This is a genomic window from Thalassotalea litorea (assembly GCF_005843925.1).
Taxonomy (GTDB): domain Bacteria; phylum Pseudomonadota; class Gammaproteobacteria; order Enterobacterales; family Alteromonadaceae; genus Thalassotalea_A; species Thalassotalea_A litorea_A.
In genome coordinates this window covers 170,411-187,118 of sequence record NZ_VCBC01000009.1, presented here as the reverse complement: position 1 = coordinate 187,118, position 16,708 = coordinate 170,411, and the positions used below count along the sequence as shown (strand labels likewise).

Genomic DNA, 16,708 nt, shown 5'->3' with positions numbered 1-16,708 from the left:
CCTGCACCACCGCTATTAAGCCCCGGTACCTGGGTCCATTTTCTTTCCACATTGAGACATCTATGAGTTTTGACACTCTGGGCCTAAGCCCGGCAATCGTAAAAAACCTTGCACGACAAAATTACCAGACTCCTACTCCGATTCAGGAACAAGCGATCCCCGCAGTACTGTCCGGAAAAGACGTAATGGCCGCGGCGCAAACCGGCACCGGTAAAACTGCCGGATTTACTCTGCCAATATTAGAACGATTGAGTAATGGAGAAAGGGTTAAAAGCAATCACATTCGTGCGTTGATCCTAACTCCGACCAGAGAATTAGCCGCACAGGTGGCCGAAAGTGTACACACCTATGGTACAGGTCTTGATTTGACCTCTGCGGTAGTGTTTGGCGGGGTGAAAATTAACCCTCAAATGATGCGACTTCGCCAAGGTGTTGATATCCTGATCGCAACCCCGGGTCGTTTGCTCGATTTGCATCAACAAAATGCAGTCAACTTTTCGCAAGTTGAAGTATTAGTGCTTGATGAAGCCGATCGTATGCTGGATATGGGCTTTATTCGTGATATCAATAAAATTATCAAACTGTTACCGAAAACGCGTCAAAATTTACTATTTTCTGCAACCTTTTCCGAAGACATAAAATCCCTGGCGAAAACCTTAGTGCATAACCCGGTAGAGATCTCCGTTAATCCGGCAAATGCTACCGCGGTAACTGTAGAACAATTCGTCTATCCAACCGATAAAAATAAAAAGCCTAAGTTGTTGTCCTATTTAATCGGTCACCACAACTGGCAACAGGTATTGATTTTCTGTAAAACTAAACATGGTGCCAATCGATTAACGAAGCACTTAGAAGCGGATGGTATCAGCGCATTGGCTATCCACGGTAATAAAAGCCAAGGTGCTCGAACCAAAGCGCTGGCCCAATTTAAGGAAGGAAAAATCCGAGCGCTGGTTGCCACGGACATTGCTGCTCGAGGTCTGGATATTGATCAATTGCCGCAGGTAGTCAATTTTGAATTACCGCATGTGGCAGAAGATTATGTCCACCGAATTGGTCGTACGGGCCGTGCTGGCAGTACCGGCCAGGCAGTTTCATTAGTCTGTGCCGATGAGTTTAAATTGCTGGTCGCGATCGAACGTTTGAGCCAAAAAATTATCCCTCGTCAGGAAATTGAAGGATTTGACGCCGCGAACCCGCTGCCAAAATCCCACGATATTCGTCCGTTTAAGGCGAAAAAACCGAAGAAGCCGAAAGCGCCTAAGGTTGAGCATCATGACGGACAACGCAGCTCTGAACTTGCATCCGGTCATAAACCACCAGGTAGCAGACGCTCTCAGGGTAAGCCGGGTAAAGATAACCCTTACGCGAAAAACACCTCAAACCAACGCCGTAGAAAGCCTGCATCTGGCCCCAAAAGTTAGGTGACAGCTAAAATTAAAAACCAGATTTAATCAAGAGCGTGATTTGATATCTGTTGCGTAGTTGCACTAACTTGGCTATAAACGAAGCATCTCCCCAAAATTTTGGTTGAATGCATGCAAGACCGATTTGTTAAAGGCACAGTGGTTGATATCAATCATTTCGATGGCGGTTGCTTTGCCCTTAAAGTCAAAGCGCCGATCCCTTCATATTATGCCGGTCAATTCACCAAACTTGGGTTAATGATTGATGATAAGCTCGTTAGTCGCGCCTACTCGTTCATCAGTCACCCGGATGAAGATTATCAGGAGTTTTATCTGGTTGAAGTGGAAGAAGGTCTACTCACTCCAAAACTAAAAGCATTGCGTGTTGGTGATCCGGTATATCTCTATAAAAACGCCAATGGTTTAATTACCCATCAACGATTACCACAAGCCAATAACCTTTGGTTTTGGGTAACGGGAACAGGAGTCGGGCTGGCTCTATCTTTGATAAAAGATACGCAAATTCAGAAAAAGTATAAAGAGTTTGTGATCCTGCATGGCATTACCGATAGCAGTAAAGTGCACTATCAACAGGAACTTAAGGCGCTGGGCAACAATGTACATTATTACCCTGTGGTGAGTCGCGAGCCGGACAGCAACCAATTAAAAGGCCGCATTACGCATTTCTATCAGGGATTGCAGGAGCGCATTCCACAACAACTTGCCCCAGAACAATCGCATATCATCTTATGTGGCAACCCAGCGATGATCACCGATGCTAACGCCCTGCTCGAACAACAGGGCTTTCGTAAACACCGCAACCGGGTGCCAGGGCACATCACCATGGAACGTTATTGGTAACTCGCCGCTCCTGGCAAGACTAGAAACGTTTTTTACGCAGTTTGACATCCAAACCTTTCAGATTACTATCGTCAATTTCCAGGCTAAATTCCTCACCACGCATACGATTGCGAAATTGTACTTCTTCGCCATCTTCTTTATCGACATCATAACCTTTCACTTCGCCATCGAGTTGGCGACGGGTGATACGTGCGGCCTGATTTTCACGAGTCCCCTTATCTATCTTTATAACTGCGGTTAATGGTTCACCGCCTTTTTCTCTAAAGGTCAAAGTATAAGATCCATCTTCGCTTGCCTTGCCATCGAAATAAATACGCCATTCATTAGAGTATTCTTCGGCGACTGAAGAAAAACTAAAACAGAGTAAAAATAAAGCCGAGCTAAAAGAAAGTATAAGTTGCTTAAATTTCATCATTATTCCTCACAAAGAAGTCGATAAAACTATAGCAAAAATAACAAAACTTGCAGTTTTGAACTGCGATAAAACTTAGGTTTTAAGACTTATCTGTCCATACCGCCAATTCATTGCCATTTGGGTCTTTAAAATGGAAACGACGACCACCTGGGAAATCAAACAAAGGTGTACTAATGACGCCACCATGGGTCAGGATATTGTTTTCCGTCGATGCAATGTCATTACTATAAAGGACAACCAAAACCCCACCGGATTGTTGGCTACTGCGATTGTCGGATTGATAAAACCCGCCATCGATAACACCATCGTTAAAGGCAAGGTAAGTATCGCCATATTCGGTGAATTTCCATTGAAAAACCTGCTCATAAAATTGTCTTACTTTGGCTAAATCACTGGCTGGAAACTCAAGGTAATTGATTTTTTCATGGTTGGACATATTGATTGCCTATGCTTTTAATCGGTTAAAATATTTAACGGCTTTGCGATTTACGTGTTCATGTTTTAACGGGTAAACGGTGAAAATATTAAAAACAACCCGTTAAACTTAACACTAGATGAAATCACAAGCGAGCCGAACCTCGAAGGATAAGCACTATCATCTATGCCTATCGGCACCAATAAACATGGCTACCAAAAACATTTACTCTATTATAAATCAGCGATTTACGTTAAATTATCCGATTAACAGAGACAGCAACCACTGTCGGTTCAAGTTTGTTGAACCTGCAAAACAATCGTGTAAACACTCAGTTTCTCATTCGAAACGTAACAATGGAAGGTAGTAGCAATATGGAAATATTTGATAATTAATTCACAAGCGACAATTACGGTTTTATCGCAATTGTTCTTATCATAAGTGTCATTCTTTGGTTTTTGCCGGCAATGCTTGCGTTAATTTTTAACCGCAAACATTTTAAACTTATCCTGCTCGCCTGTATTCCGGCTGGATTCTCATTAATCGCCTGGAGTGGTGTATTGGTTTGGGCGGTGACCGGTAAGGCCGTCGAAAAGTATACCAAGAAAAATCAGGCAAGTGAGCCGGGTGCCCTCGATTCTCGTGGTCAACAAAAAAGCGAAATCAAAAGCGAATCAAAAACATAAAAATTACGTGATTAAATGAAACACCGGCCTAGGGTGTGCACACTTCCAGGCCGGTTTCTGATTGGATATCGATTTTAGTGTTAACCAACAAGTGCTAGCAGCACACCGGCTGCGACGGCAGATCCTAATACACCAGCTACATTTGGTCCCATCGCATGCATCAACAAGAAGTTATGCGCATTCGACTCCAGACCGACTTTGTTAACAACACGCGCCGCCATGGGCACCGCAGACACACCGGCTGCACCAACTAATGGGTTAATTGGGTCTTTAGAGAACTTGGCCATCAGTTTTGCCATTAGTACACCTGCGGCAGTACCAATAGAGAATGCAACCGCACCAAGTGCCAAAATGCCTAAGGTTTCTGCATTAAGAAACTTATCGGCGCTTAGCTTAGAGCCAACCCCTAATCCTAAGAAAATAGTGACGATATTGATCAATTCATTTTGCGCAGTGGAACTTAATCGATCTACCACACCACATTCACGCATCAAGTTACCTAAGCAGAACATACCGACTAATGGCGTTGCTGCGGGTAGAAACAGAACGGTCATCAATAATACCGCCAGCGGGAAGATGATCTTCTCAAACTTAGTGACGTGGCGTAACTGCTTCATCTCAATCTGACGTTCTTTTTCATTGGTCAGCGCTTTCATAATGGGTGGCTGAATAATGGGTACTAACGCCATATACGAATACGCGGCAACAGCAATAGCGCCGAGCAGATCCGGGGCGAGTTTCGAAGCCAGGAATATCGCTGTCGGACCATCCGCGCCACCGATTATGGCAATGGCGGATGCGTCTTTCAGGGTAAAATCAAATCCCGGGATCAGATTCAGCGCAATCGCACCAAACAAGGTGGCGAAAATACCAAACTGTGCAGCGGCGCCGAGCAATAACATTCTCGGATTCGCGATTAAGGCACCAAAGTCCGTCATCGCACCAACGCCCATAAAAATTAGCAATGGGAAGATGCCGGTATCAATACCCGCATCATAAACGTACTTTAATAGTCCCCCGGCTTCTGTAAAGCCCGCTAATGGAATGTTGGTTAAAATAGCACCAAAGCCAATTGGCAAAAGTAATAAGGGCTCAAACTTTCGGGCAATGGCCAGATAGAGTAAACCTAGTCCGACTGCCATCATGATCAATTGCTGATAATGAAAATTTGCCAGCCCCGTTGATTCCCAAAGGGTAATAATCGACTCCATAATGATTACCCTATCCTAGATTCAACAAAGCATCGCCAACGGCAACAGAATCGCCTTCTTTCACCAAAATACCTGTCACTGTACCTGATGTCACTGCGCGAATTTCAGTTTCCATTTTCATTGCTTCCATGATCATAACAACATCACCGGCGGCAACCGCTTGACCTTCACTGACTTCGACTTTGAAAATGTTACCCGCCAATGGGGCATTTAAGGTTTCAGAACTGTCGACTGACGCCGATTGTTTGATCGCTCCGGCAGGCTCTACGTTTTCGATTGCACCTGACGGGGCAACAACAACATCATAAACCTTGCCATCAACACGCACCGAATAACTTTCAGGACCATGATTATTGCTGGCCGCTGCTGCAGATGATGCGACCGGTTTTACGTCGTCTTTACTCGGTGCCGGTTCAAAGGCATCCGGGTTATTACGGTTTTCTAAAAACTTCAATCCGATTTGTGGGAATAATGCATAAGTGAGCACATCATCAATGGTTTCTTCGGCCAGTTCAATACCCTTCTCGGCAGCTAAACCTTCCAGTTCCGTTGCCAATTTATCCATTTCTGGCGTCAGTAAATCTGCAGGGCGGCAAGTGACTGCGTCATCACCGGCCAATACTCGTGCTTGCAATTCGCTATTCACCGCATCAGGAGTCGCACCGTATTCACCTTTTAATACGCCGGCAGTCTCTTTGGTAATCGATTTATAACGCTCACCGGTTAATACGTTCAATACTGACTGAGTACCTACGATTTGTGAGGTGGGTGTAACCAATGGAATGTAACCCAAATCTTTACGAACTTTTGGGATCTCGGTTAACACTTCATCGAGTTTATCCGCCGCCCCCTGTTCTCTTAACTGGCTTTCCATATTGGTTAACATGCCACCGGGCACCTGGGCCAACAAGATCCGTGCATCTACACCTTTCAGGCTACCTTCAAACTTGGCATATTTTTCCCGAACATCACGAAAATAAGCGGCAACTTCGGCTAGTTTCACCATATCTAAACCGGTATCGCGCTCACGCCCTTCAACAATAGAAACTATGGATTCCGTTGGCGAATGGCCATAGGTCATACTCATTGATGATATCGAAGTGTCAATAACGTCGACACCCGCATCAATGGCTTTCATATGTGTGGCGACACTTAAGCCTGTTGTGGCATGACAATGCAACGAAATCGGCAGAGAAACCGATGCTTTAATGCCCGAAATAAGCGCTTCTGCATCATAGGGGTTTAACAACCCAGACATATCTTTAATACACAAAGAATGCGCGCCCATATCTTCGAGTTTGCGCGCCATCGTTAACCAACCGTCTAAGGTATGAACCGGGCTTTCTGTATATGACAAAGTACCTTGCGCATGGGCACCAACTTTTACCGCAGCTTTGATCGCGGTTTCCAGGTTACGGGTGTCGTTCATCGCATCAAAGATACGGAATACATCGATACCATTGACGTGCGCGCGCTCAACAAATTTTTCTACAACATCATCGGCGTAATGACGATAGCCTAGAATATTTTGACCGCGAAATAACATCTGCTGCTTGGTTTTTGGCATCGCCGCTTTCAAAGCGCGAATGCGATGCCAGGGATCTTCACCTAAATAACGAATACAGGAATCAAAAGTTGCTCCGCCCCAGGATTCAATAGACCAAAAACCGATTTCATCGAGTTTTGGCGCGATGGGTAACATATCTTCCAAACGCATCCGAGTTGCCAGTAATGATTGATGGCCATCTCTTAGCACGAGTTCCGTAATACCGAGTGGATTAGTCATGCAATGCTCCTATTTAGTTATTTTATTTTTTCTGTATTGGCTGATGGCCGATGAAATTGCGGCAACCACGGTGGCAGGCACTTCGCCTTCACGAGTCGTATTGCTGGAGATTTGTCTGGGCAGCTTTTCCGGCACCTTGGCATCGGGAAAATTCGTTGCAATCTTTGCCAATACTTTGATGGCAACGATTAACAAACTCAAAAAGGCGAAGACAAACACCATGCCAACCACCATTAGTGTGCCGGCTTCAATAAACGTTTCAGCGATATTTTCCATACTGCATATCCGTGCTTAAAAGAAATAGAATAATCACTCCAATTTTTTTAATCAATCAACATTTGTCAAAACTATGTAAAAAAATTGCATAAAAAATAACAAAATGAACAAAAACAGTGCAGCAAGCGCAAGAAAAACAAGCACTTTGTACCAAAATTGTAAATACGGTTCGATAGGACGATTAATCGCGGATTGAGCCAGAAATTTTTATAAATGCCGGCAAAAGTTCGCAAACACTCGCCCCAATTTGGTGCTCAGCGTTGCAAATATCATCCATGAGTGATTCGTTAGTTTGTCACTGACAAGTTTTGTAATGACTTGGTGACAGGTCGTTGGAAAAACGTTTGCTTGGAATTCACCAGAAGAGGATGTTTAGAGTCGGTTTCGATACGGTGTTTTAGTGTTGGTATTCAGTGCGGCTATACGGTGTTGGTATTCGTAAGCGTACTAGGCTTCGATATTCGGTTTGGGTTTTGGGTTAACGGGCTTTTTATTAACATTGCCAGCGGTGGAGTCACAGGCGATGCGCAGGAAGGATGCGCAGTGAGTGCAAGTTAATAACGAAAAAAGGCAGAGCTTTCGCTCTGCCTTTTTTCTTAACCACTTTAAATAAGTGGCGGACACGGCAGGAGTCGAACCTGCGACCGCCTGGTTCGTAGCCAGGTACTCTATCCAGCTGAGCTACGTGTCCGCAAAACTAGCACTATCAATATAGCTATGTATGGTTAAAAGCGATTGCTGGATACTAGAGCTTTTAACGTTACAAATAAAAAGGCAGAGTATTCACTCTGCCTTCTTTGAAAAAGTGGCGGACACGGCAGGAGTCGAACCTGCGACCGCCTGGTTCGTAGCCAGGTACTCTATCCAGCTGAGCTACGTGTCCGCATCAAGTGTCACAGTACTTGTGTCTGTCCAATTCTACACGTTAGGAATCGCGCCAACGCCAGGCGTTGAATTCTTTTATTTTACCACTTAGAAGAAGTGGCGGACACGGCAGGAGTCGAACCTGCGACCGCCTGGTTCGTAGCCAGGTACTCTATCCAGCTGAGCTACGTGTCCGCAATCGAATCGCCATTTAAATCATTAAATGGCGGTGAGGGAGGGATTCGAACCCTCGATAGGGTTTAACGCCTATACTCCCTTAGCAGGGGAGCGCCTTCAGCCTCTCGGCCACCTCACCGATGGCGTGCATATTAATGGATTCGAAAAATAAGTCAAACGATTTTTTCGGATTTATTTCTGTTTGCCGATTATTCAAACAACCTGGTGATTTTTCACGCCAAACAATGCTGAGGGGCTAGGCTTTATTGCCTTTCCTGTACCAATCCCACGTGATAAATGGGCTTGGTATTATTGATTACCAACGTTGTCTTCATCCCCTTTTTCAGCCTGTATTCGCATGTATATTTCTTCGCGATGAACTGAAACTTCTTTCGGGGCATTAACGCCGATACGAACCTGGTTACCTTTTACTCCTAAAACTGTAACGGTGACATCATCGCCAACCATCAAAGTTTCTCCAACCCGTCTTGTTAAAATAAGCATCCGTTATGCTCTCCTTTAAATTAGAAATCACGCTAATATTACCAGACTACTGATTTATAGAACATAAATTAACTGATAATTAACTTAACGCTTTACCAAAATTTAGCAAACAATGTAGAAAAAAGTTATTAAATATCTAATTTAATCAAAAACTTTTTGTGCAAGGCCTGAACCGCGCCATTGAGATCACTCTCCAATACCAAAACAGAAATCTTTATTTCTGAGGTACTCACCAAAAAAACTTTGACATTGGCTGCGGCTAACGTCGCAAAAATTTGCGCGGTAATACCGGTATGACAACGCATACCATTACCGATCACCGACACTTTTGCTAACTGCTGATTGCCGTCTACTTCACTAAGACCCAATTCAGCGTGTAATCGTTGCAAACATTCCTGCGTCTTTGCAAAATCTTTACGATGTACGGTGAAATTCAGATTCGTCGTACCGGGACGGGTAAAGGATTGAACAATCATATCAACTTCCACATCCTGCTCAGCAAGTTCCGAAAATATCCTGGCATTAAGCGCGACCAAATCCGCTCCGCTGCAAAGCGAAAACATGGCTTCATCTTTGTGAGCAGTTACCGCACTAACGGGATTGGTCGATGCCGCTTCCTGTTGAAAATCGATCATAGTGCCCTCCCCGGGCATAAAACTGGATAACACGCGCAAGGGTACTTTAAACTTGCCAGCATACTGCACGGAACGGGTTTGCAACACTTTCGCGCCGGAGCTGGCCATTTCCAGCATCTCTTCAAACGTTATTGAGTGAATTTTACGTGCTGACGGATCAATTCTTGGATCCGTGGTGTAAACGCCATCGACGTCCGTATAAATCTGGCATTCCTTGGCTTGCAATGCCGCCGCAATGGCCACCGCCGAAGTATCTGAACCTCCACGCCCCAGGGTGGTGATATTATTCTCATAATCGACCCCCTGAAAACCGGCAATAATCACAATATGGCCCTGTTCCAATTCGGATTTGAGGCGCTTGTTATCAACATCGATAATACGGGCATTGTTAAACCGGTTATTAGTACGAATACCAATTTGATGACCGAGAAAGGAGACGGCAGAATAGCCGTGTTTGATTAGTGACATGGCGAGTAACGAGATGGAAACCTGTTCGCCGCTGGCCAGCAACATGTCTAATTCACGGCCACTTGCCGCGTTATCAATGGATTTTGCAAGATCCATCAATCGATTGGTTTCGCCAGACATCGCCGACAGAACTACCACCACTTGGTGGCCTTGTTGGCGTGTAGCGATTACCTGCGATGTAACCGCTTGGATACGTTCGGGGGAACCCACAGAGGTTCCCCCGAATTTCTGTACAATAATTGCCATTGGCCGTAGTTAGAGTTTTTCAGTCAGCCAGGCCTGAACCGAGGCAAGTGCAGCATCGAGGTTTTCAGGTTCACTACCGCCCGCCTGAGCCATATCCGGACGACCGCCACCTTTACCGCCAACTTGTTGAGCAACCATATTCACTAACTCTCCGGCCTTAACCTGGCCGATTAAATCTTTGGTGACACCGGCAATCAAGTTAACTTTCGCGCCATTAGCCAGGCCGAGCATGACCACGCCACTACCCAGTTTGTTTTTAAGATCATCAACCATGTCACGCAATGCTTTGGGATCACTGCCTTCAACATTGGCAATCAGAACTTTCACGCCGTTAACGTCAACCGTATTACTTATCAGATCGGAACCGGCCTGAGCAGCCATTTTCTGTTTAAGCTGAGATACTTCTTTTTCAAGTTGCTTAGCTTTCACGATCATTTGCTCAACTTTACTCAAGGTATTGGCACTATCACTTTTCACTAACGTTGAAATTGCACCTAAGGTATCAGATTGAGCATCGACATAAGCCAAAGCTCCTTCTCCGGTAACCGCTTCGATACGACGAACACCTGCCGCAATACCCGCTTCAGAGGTGATTTTAAATAAACCTATTTCGCCGGTTTGGTTGACGTGCACGCCGCCACATAATTCCGTAGAAAAACCGCCTAGGGTGACAACACGAACTTCATCGTCATACTTCTCACCAAACAGTGCCATTGCTCCTTTCGCTTTCGCTTCATCAATTTGCATCAATGCGGTTTCACGTTCACTGTTGCTGCGGATTTGCTGATTCACTAATTGCTCAATGGTACGCAATTCCGTAGCAGTAACCCCTTCAAAATGAGAGAAATCGAACCGTAGCTTTTCATCATCCACTAATGAACCTTTTTGGGTAACATGTTCACCAAGCACCTGTCGCAAGGCCGCATGCAATAAATGCGTCGCCGTATGGTTTTTAGTAATGGCTGCACGACGTTCAACATTGATGCTCGCTTTAACCCGGGCATTTAACTGAATATCACCACGGGCTACACCATGGTGAGCAAACGCATTGCCAAGTTTTACAGTATCGGTTACATCAAACTCGCCGTTCCCTGTACTAATCACGCCAGTATCACCAACCTGACCACCGGATTCCGCATAAAATGGCGTATTATCGAGCACCACAACACCTTTTTGTCCGGCAGATAACGTTGAAATTTTACCTTCTTCGTTAAATAGCTCGACAACGGTCGCGGAATAATCGTGATTGGTGTATCCCTTAAAGCTGGTATGTTGTTCAGATTTTAACTTTTCATTGTAATCGGTACCGAACTGACTGGCTTGCTGAGCGCGCTGGCGTTGTGCCTGCATCTGCTGCTCAAAGCCATCCTCATCAATCGATATCTCCCGTTCACGGGCAATATCTGCAGTCAAATCCGCAGGGAAGCCGTAGGTATCGTAGAGTTTAAAGACATCGCCACCGTCAATTTGCTTGCCCTTAAGGCCAGTGATAATGTCTTCGAGCAATGCCATGCCGCGATCAAGGGTGCGACCAAATTGCTCTTCTTCAATACGAAGAATTTTTTCAATTACGGCTTGTTGTTTCACCAATTCCGGATAAGCGTCGCCCATTTGCTCCGCTAAAGCCGCCACTAATTTGTGAAAGAAATGGCCTTGCGCTTCCAGTTTATGGCCATGACGTATGGCACGACGAATAATACGGCGCAGGACATAACCTCGACCTTCATTGGACGGCATGACTCCATCGGCAATCATAAAACTACAGGAACGAATATGATCAGCAATGACTTTAAGGGAGTTATGAGTCAGGTCACTAACGGATAATATCTGTGCGGCGGATTTGATTAAGCCCTGAAAAATATCGATTTCATAGTTGGAATGAACGTCTTGCATAATGGCGGCAATGCGCTCTAACCCCATACCGGTATCAACGGACGGTTTTGGCAGGTTTTCCATGGTACCGTCAGCCTGACGGTTAAATTGCATAAATACCAGATTCCAAATTTCGATAAAGCGATCGCCATCTTCTTCCGGGCTGCCCGGAGGACCACCCCAGATATGATCGCCATGATCGTAAAATATTTCCGTACAAGGACCACATGGACCTGTATCACCCATCGACCAGAAATTATCAGACTCGTATTTCTTTTCAGGAGATTTATCTCCAATACGAATAATTTTTTCGGCCGGAACGCCCACCTGATTTACCCAGATATCAAACGCTTCATTGTCAGTTTCATATACCGTGACTAACAGTTTCTCTTTCTCAAGCTGCAACACCTCAGTTAAAAACTGCCAGGCAAAATTAATTGCATCGGTTTTAAAGTAGTCACCAAAGCTGAAATTACCCAGCATTTCGAAAAAAGTGTGGTGGCGAGCGGTATAACCAACGTTCTCGAGATCGTTATGTTTACCACCGGCTCGAACGCAACGTTGCGATGACGTAGCACGCGTATAACTGCGAGATTCAGCGCCTAGAAATACATCTTTAAATGGCACCATACCCGCATTCGTGAATAACAAGGTTGCGTCGTTGCCTGGTACCAGGGAACTACTGGGCACTATTTGATGTTGCTTGGATGCAAAAAAATCTAAAAATGCCTTACGAATCTCGGCACTGCTTTTAACCGTTGTAGTCATCTAATCGTCTCTGTCATTCTGGTAATACGAAAATTATAAATTGCTGTCTTGTCGCCGCTATGTCGATATCAACTCAATGATATGACTTTGTTCAAAGCCGCGATAAAGCATAAATCTTGTGCGTTTGGCCCGCTCTTTATCATCAATTGCCGGTTGCTCGCCGAAACGTTTTTCATACACACCGGCGGCATTGGCAAACCAATCTTGTTTTTGTGATTGGTAAACAGTCTGAATGATACCAGCTGCCAACCCCTTTTGCTTGAGCTCAGCGCGGATATACTGCCAACCGTAACCCTTTTGTACTCGCTGTCGAAACAGTGCTTCACCATATCGCAGGTCGCTTTGAATATCCTGTTCTGCCAGTTTTTCAAGCACCAGGTCAATATCATCGTCGTCAAATTCCTTGCGTTTAAGCTTTTGTTTAAGCTCTTGCTGCGAATGTTCCCGCCTCGCTAAAAAGTTATACGCGGCTTTTTTCACTGCCTTGTTGATGATTTGCGTGGTTTGGTCTGACACGAGTATCCTGTACCTATCACTGTAAACTGGTCTATTTTACCTACATAAAAATAAAAATACAGGTCGCTTGCAACGTTTTTCCCCAGACAGGATAAAAATGTAAAAAATAATCAATAGTTCACAATCGACCAATGATGCAAGCTACAATCATGGTCATTAAAATTGAATTAAAAACCTTAGGTCTCAAATAACAACACAAGAGTGACGAGAGAATATGAGAATAAACAAATCCATTGCCCTGTGTCTCATGGCAATTACCTCTACCGTAAGTGCCGAAGAACATAAGCTAGGCTACTTTAGTGCCCCGAGTATCCACGATCAATCTATCGTATTCACCGCCGAAGGGGATTTGTGGCATTCCAATGTCGATGCCGGTATTGCCAAGCGATTAACAACCCATGAAAGCCTTGAAACCATGGCAAGTATCTCCCCGGATGGCAAGCAGGTTGCTTATGTCGCAAATTATGCCGGAACATATGAAGCGTATCTCATGCCGATTAACGGTGGCACACCAAAGCGGCTAACCTATGAGAATTCTCGAGTTCGGGTTCAAGGCTGGACCCAAAATGGTGATGTGCTTTATGCAACCGACTCCGGCTTTGGACCGGCAAATTACTGGACCTTAAAAACCGTCACCCCTGGTACGCTTAAAGTCAATAAATTGCCGTTAGCAGATGCCATCGAGGGCTCGGTAAGCCGTGATGGAAAATATCTTTTCTTTACCCGTTTTGGCCTGCAAGTAACCGGCGATAATTCCCGGGTATATCGCGGCGGCGCTCAGGGACAAATATGGCGGTGGAGACTTGGCTCGTCACAAGAAGCCAAACCGTTGACTCAGGATCATCAGGCATCGGTTCGTGAACCTATGGTTTACAAAAATAAAGTCGTGTTTATTTCCGACCAGAGCGGTAGCGCTAATTTGTGGTCAATGGATTTTGACGGTGCCAATAAGACGCAATTAACCTTTCATCAAGACTGGGAAATCCGCCTCGCTTCGAATCATCAAAACCAAGTGGTGTACCAGTTAGGTGCGGATATCCACCAGTTAGATCTCGATACAAATAAGAGTACTGTCCTGGATATAAGCCTGACGTCCGATTTTGCACAGCGCCAGGAGCGTTGGTTAAATACACCAATGAATTACTTCAATGATGCCGCGATTGCGGGCAACGGCAAACGCGTCGTGATTACTGCCCGAGGAAAGCTTGCAGTAGGAGGACTGAACAACACCCGACTATCAGAAATTTCGACTCCAGAGCAAAGTCGCACGCGCTCGGCAGTTCTGTCCAACGACGGTAAGTACGTTTATGCCATCAATGACACCAGCGGCGAACAGGAAATTTGGCGTTTTGCCACCAGTGGCGGTGATAAAGGCCAGCAGTTAACTCAAGATGGCAATACTTTTCGCTGGAACCTATACCCGTCTCCCGATGGTCAGTATCTTGCCCATGACGATCGCGACGGTAATTTGTGGTTGCTTGATTTGCAAACACGAAAAAACACCAAAATCGCCGACCAAGGGGTCGGTTTTTCAGGGTTTGACTCGATAGTCTGGTCACCGGACAGCAAATTGATCGCTATCGCAGGCGCCCACAGTGAACGACAACGCAGTAGTATCCGCCTGTATTCTCTGGAGCGCAACCAAGAGCAATTTATCGGCAGTGACAAATACGAAGACTTTTCACCAGCGTTTACCCGGGACGGCAACTGGATTTACTTTATTTCACAACGTCATTTTGCCTCAAATCCGCGTTCGCCATGGGGCGACAGAAACATGGGGCCTGCGTTTGATAAACGCGGCCTGGTATTTGCCTATCCACTAAACAAAGAGGCAAAGTTTGCCTTTGCTAAACCAAATGAGCTTAACGAGGTTAGCAATAACCAAACCGAAGACGAGCAGAGCAAGAGCAAGAACAAACCCGAACTAAACTGGCAGGGGATCACCGATACCTTATATCAGGCACCCATAAAAAATGGCAATTATTCTGCCCTTGCCTCGAGTGACTCTGGCTTGTACCTGCTTGAGAGCAACGCCGGTAAACGGGACATTCAGTTTGTTAAATTTGACCAAATAGAACCGAAAGTTGAGACATTTATTAAGGACGTGGTCGGTTTTCAATTGGCGGACAATGGCAAGCAATTAGCCGTTGTCAAAAAGGCAGGTAAGACAAATGACATCTTTATCACCGATGCCACGGCTACAGCACCGAAAAACCTCAACAAAGCGAAGGTAAACAGCAACCAATGGCAGGTGTCTTTTGCTCCGATAGATGAATGGCAGCAACTATTCCAGGACGCCTGGTTAATGCACCGTGAGTTTTTATTTGATAGCAATATGCGTGGCCTGGATTGGCAGGCAACCAAACAGAAATATCAGCCACTGGTCAACCGCATCACTTCCCGTGATGAGCTAAATGATATCTTTGCGCAGATGATGGGTGAGCTAAATGCTCTGCACTCACAGGTTCGTGGCGGTGATATGCCAATAAATAAAGACGCGGCTAAAGGCAGTGTTCTTGGTGGGCGTTTTCTGGAAGTAAACGACGGTATTCAAATTGATGCCATCTATCAGACTGATCCGGAGTTACCCGCACTCGCATCACCATTGGCTAAAGCCGAAGTTAATGCACAAGTTGGCGATATCATTACTCACATTAATAATAACAGCGTTGCAACTTTGGTCGATATGCACAAAGCGTTGCGCAACAAGGCGGGTAAGCAAGTACTGCTGACCATCAAACGAGATAAGACTTCACACCAAACCGTGATTATACCCGGCAGCACCCGCCAAGACGCATCATTGCGCTACCTAGATTGGGTAGACCATAACCAAAAAATCGTCGCAAAAGCCGGGGATGACATTGGCTATCTGCATATGAACGCAATGACCAGTAATGATATTAATCACTTTGCCCGGGAGTTTTACGCAAACTTTGATAAAGACGCGCTCATTATCGATGTGCGTCGCAATCGTGGCGGTAATATCGACAGCTGGCTCATTGAAAAACTGCTGCGTCAGGCGTGGATGTTCTGGCAGGAAAGAGACAATACGCCAACGACGAATATGCAACAAACCTTTCGAGGTCATCTAGTCGTCCTGACCGACCAATTAACGTATTCCGATGGTGAGACCTTCGCAGCGGCAATAAAATCGCTTGGTCTGGCGCCATTGATTGGAAAGCAGACCTCTGGCGCAGGCGTATGGCTTACCGGACGAAATCGCTTAAGTGATAATGGTATGGCACGCGTTGCTGAATTGCCTCAGTACTCGTTGCAAGGAGAGTGGGTGGTCGAGGGCACAGGTGTATCACCAGACATTGACGTGGATAATCTCCCTTATGCAACATTTACTGGCACCGATGCGCAACTGCAAGCGGGCATCGAATACCTAAAGGAAAAAATGAAGCAACAGCCGGTGAAGAAACTAAAAGCGAAGCCGATGCCAAAATCCGGTCCCGCTGCAGATATCCAAAAACACGCGGCAAACTAATTCTCGGCTGAATCGACACCAGCAAAGACATAAACCAATAAGGGAAACAGACAAAAACAGGGCATCATTCGATGCCCTGTTTTTGTTTTATTGATTGTCGTTTTACGGTTTT

The 16,708-nt window shown here is 45.4% G+C and carries 13 protein-coding genes and 4 tRNA genes; 4 read left to right on the top strand and 13 right to left on the bottom strand.

Going from position 1 to position 16,708, the window contains the following annotated elements; translation table 11 throughout:
- Positions 1 to 62 precede the first annotated feature (62 nt).
- Positions 63 to 1,424, top strand: coding sequence for a DEAD/DEAH box helicase (locus FE810_RS10645; protein ID WP_138320036.1), 1,362 nt, complete (start codon positions 63 to 65; stop codon positions 1,422 to 1,424).
- Positions 1,425 to 1,538: 114 nt separating this feature from the next.
- On the top strand, positions 1,539 to 2,267 hold the full coding sequence (locus FE810_RS10640) for a ferredoxin--NADP reductase (RefSeq protein ID WP_138320035.1): 729 nt from the start codon (positions 1,539 to 1,541) through the stop codon (positions 2,265 to 2,267).
- 19 nt (positions 2,268 to 2,286) lie between these two features.
- Here the strand turns inward: FE810_RS10640 and FE810_RS10635 are convergent, their stop codons facing one another.
- Positions 2,287 to 2,679 (bottom strand): hypothetical protein, encoded by a 393-nt coding sequence (locus FE810_RS10635; protein WP_138320034.1) that lies wholly within the window; start codon positions 2,677 to 2,679, stop codon positions 2,287 to 2,289.
- A gap of 82 nt (positions 2,680 to 2,761) precedes the next feature.
- Positions 2,762 to 3,118: a VOC family protein gene (locus tag FE810_RS10630; RefSeq protein WP_138320033.1), complete on the bottom strand. Its 357-nt coding sequence runs from the start codon at positions 3,116 to 3,118 to the stop codon at positions 2,762 to 2,764.
- Between the two features lie 437 nt (positions 3,119 to 3,555).
- On the opposite strand from FE810_RS10630, the gene FE810_RS10625 reads away from it, so the two are divergent.
- Positions 3,556 to 3,783: a superinfection immunity protein gene (locus FE810_RS10625; protein WP_281278330.1), complete on the top strand. Its 228-nt coding sequence runs from the start codon at positions 3,556 to 3,558 to the stop codon at positions 3,781 to 3,783.
- Positions 3,784 to 3,863: 80 nt separating this feature from the next.
- Here the strand turns inward: FE810_RS10625 and FE810_RS10620 are convergent, their stop codons facing one another.
- The 11 genes from FE810_RS10620 to FE810_RS10570 all read right to left on the bottom strand — a co-directional run bounded on the left by FE810_RS10620 (position 3,864) and on the right by FE810_RS10570 (position 13,106).
- On the bottom strand, positions 3,864 to 4,994 hold the full coding sequence (locus FE810_RS10620; RefSeq protein ID WP_138320031.1) for a sodium ion-translocating decarboxylase subunit beta: 1,131 nt from the start codon (positions 4,992 to 4,994) through the stop codon (positions 3,864 to 3,866).
- Positions 4,995 to 5,004: 10 nt separating this feature from the next.
- Positions 5,005 to 6,780 (bottom strand): sodium-extruding oxaloacetate decarboxylase subunit alpha, encoded by a 1,776-nt coding sequence (oadA, locus tag FE810_RS10615; RefSeq protein ID WP_138320030.1) that lies wholly within the window; start codon positions 6,778 to 6,780, stop codon positions 5,005 to 5,007.
- A 9-nt stretch (positions 6,781 to 6,789) separates the two neighbouring features.
- On the bottom strand, positions 6,790 to 7,056 hold the full coding sequence (locus tag FE810_RS10610; RefSeq protein WP_138320029.1) for an OadG family protein: 267 nt from the start codon (positions 7,054 to 7,056) through the stop codon (positions 6,790 to 6,792).
- Positions 7,057 to 7,670: 614 nt separating this feature from the next.
- A tRNA-Arg gene (locus FE810_RS10605) sits at positions 7,671 to 7,747 on the bottom strand.
- Positions 7,748 to 7,862: 115 nt separating this feature from the next.
- A tRNA-Arg gene (locus FE810_RS10600) sits at positions 7,863 to 7,939 on the bottom strand.
- 99 nt (positions 7,940 to 8,038) lie between these two features.
- Positions 8,039 to 8,115: transfer RNA gene (locus FE810_RS10595), tRNA-Arg, on the bottom strand.
- Between the two features lie 29 nt (positions 8,116 to 8,144).
- A tRNA-Ser gene (locus FE810_RS10590) sits at positions 8,145 to 8,236 on the bottom strand.
- Positions 8,237 to 8,406: 170 nt separating this feature from the next.
- A complete protein-coding gene (gene csrA, locus FE810_RS10585) occupies positions 8,407 to 8,601 on the bottom strand; it encodes a carbon storage regulator CsrA (protein WP_136736177.1) in 195 nt (64 codons plus the stop codon).
- A gap of 128 nt (positions 8,602 to 8,729) precedes the next feature.
- Positions 8,730 to 9,950: an aspartate kinase gene (locus FE810_RS10580; RefSeq protein ID WP_138320028.1), complete on the bottom strand. Its 1,221-nt coding sequence runs from the start codon at positions 9,948 to 9,950 to the stop codon at positions 8,730 to 8,732.
- A 9-nt stretch (positions 9,951 to 9,959) separates the two neighbouring features.
- Complete coding sequence (gene alaS, locus FE810_RS10575; protein ID WP_138320027.1) at positions 9,960 to 12,590, bottom strand: alanine--tRNA ligase; 2,631 nt, start codon at positions 12,588 to 12,590, stop codon at positions 9,960 to 9,962.
- Positions 12,591 to 12,647: 57 nt separating this feature from the next.
- Positions 12,648 to 13,106, bottom strand: coding sequence for a regulatory protein RecX (locus FE810_RS10570; RefSeq protein WP_212744497.1), 459 nt, complete (start codon positions 13,104 to 13,106; stop codon positions 12,648 to 12,650).
- Positions 13,107 to 13,320: 214 nt separating this feature from the next.
- Between FE810_RS10570 and FE810_RS10565 the strand changes: the two genes are divergently transcribed.
- Positions 13,321 to 16,596 (top strand): S41 family peptidase, encoded by a 3,276-nt coding sequence (locus tag FE810_RS10565; RefSeq protein ID WP_138320026.1) that lies wholly within the window; start codon positions 13,321 to 13,323, stop codon positions 16,594 to 16,596.
- Positions 16,597 to 16,708: the final 112 nt, after the last annotated feature.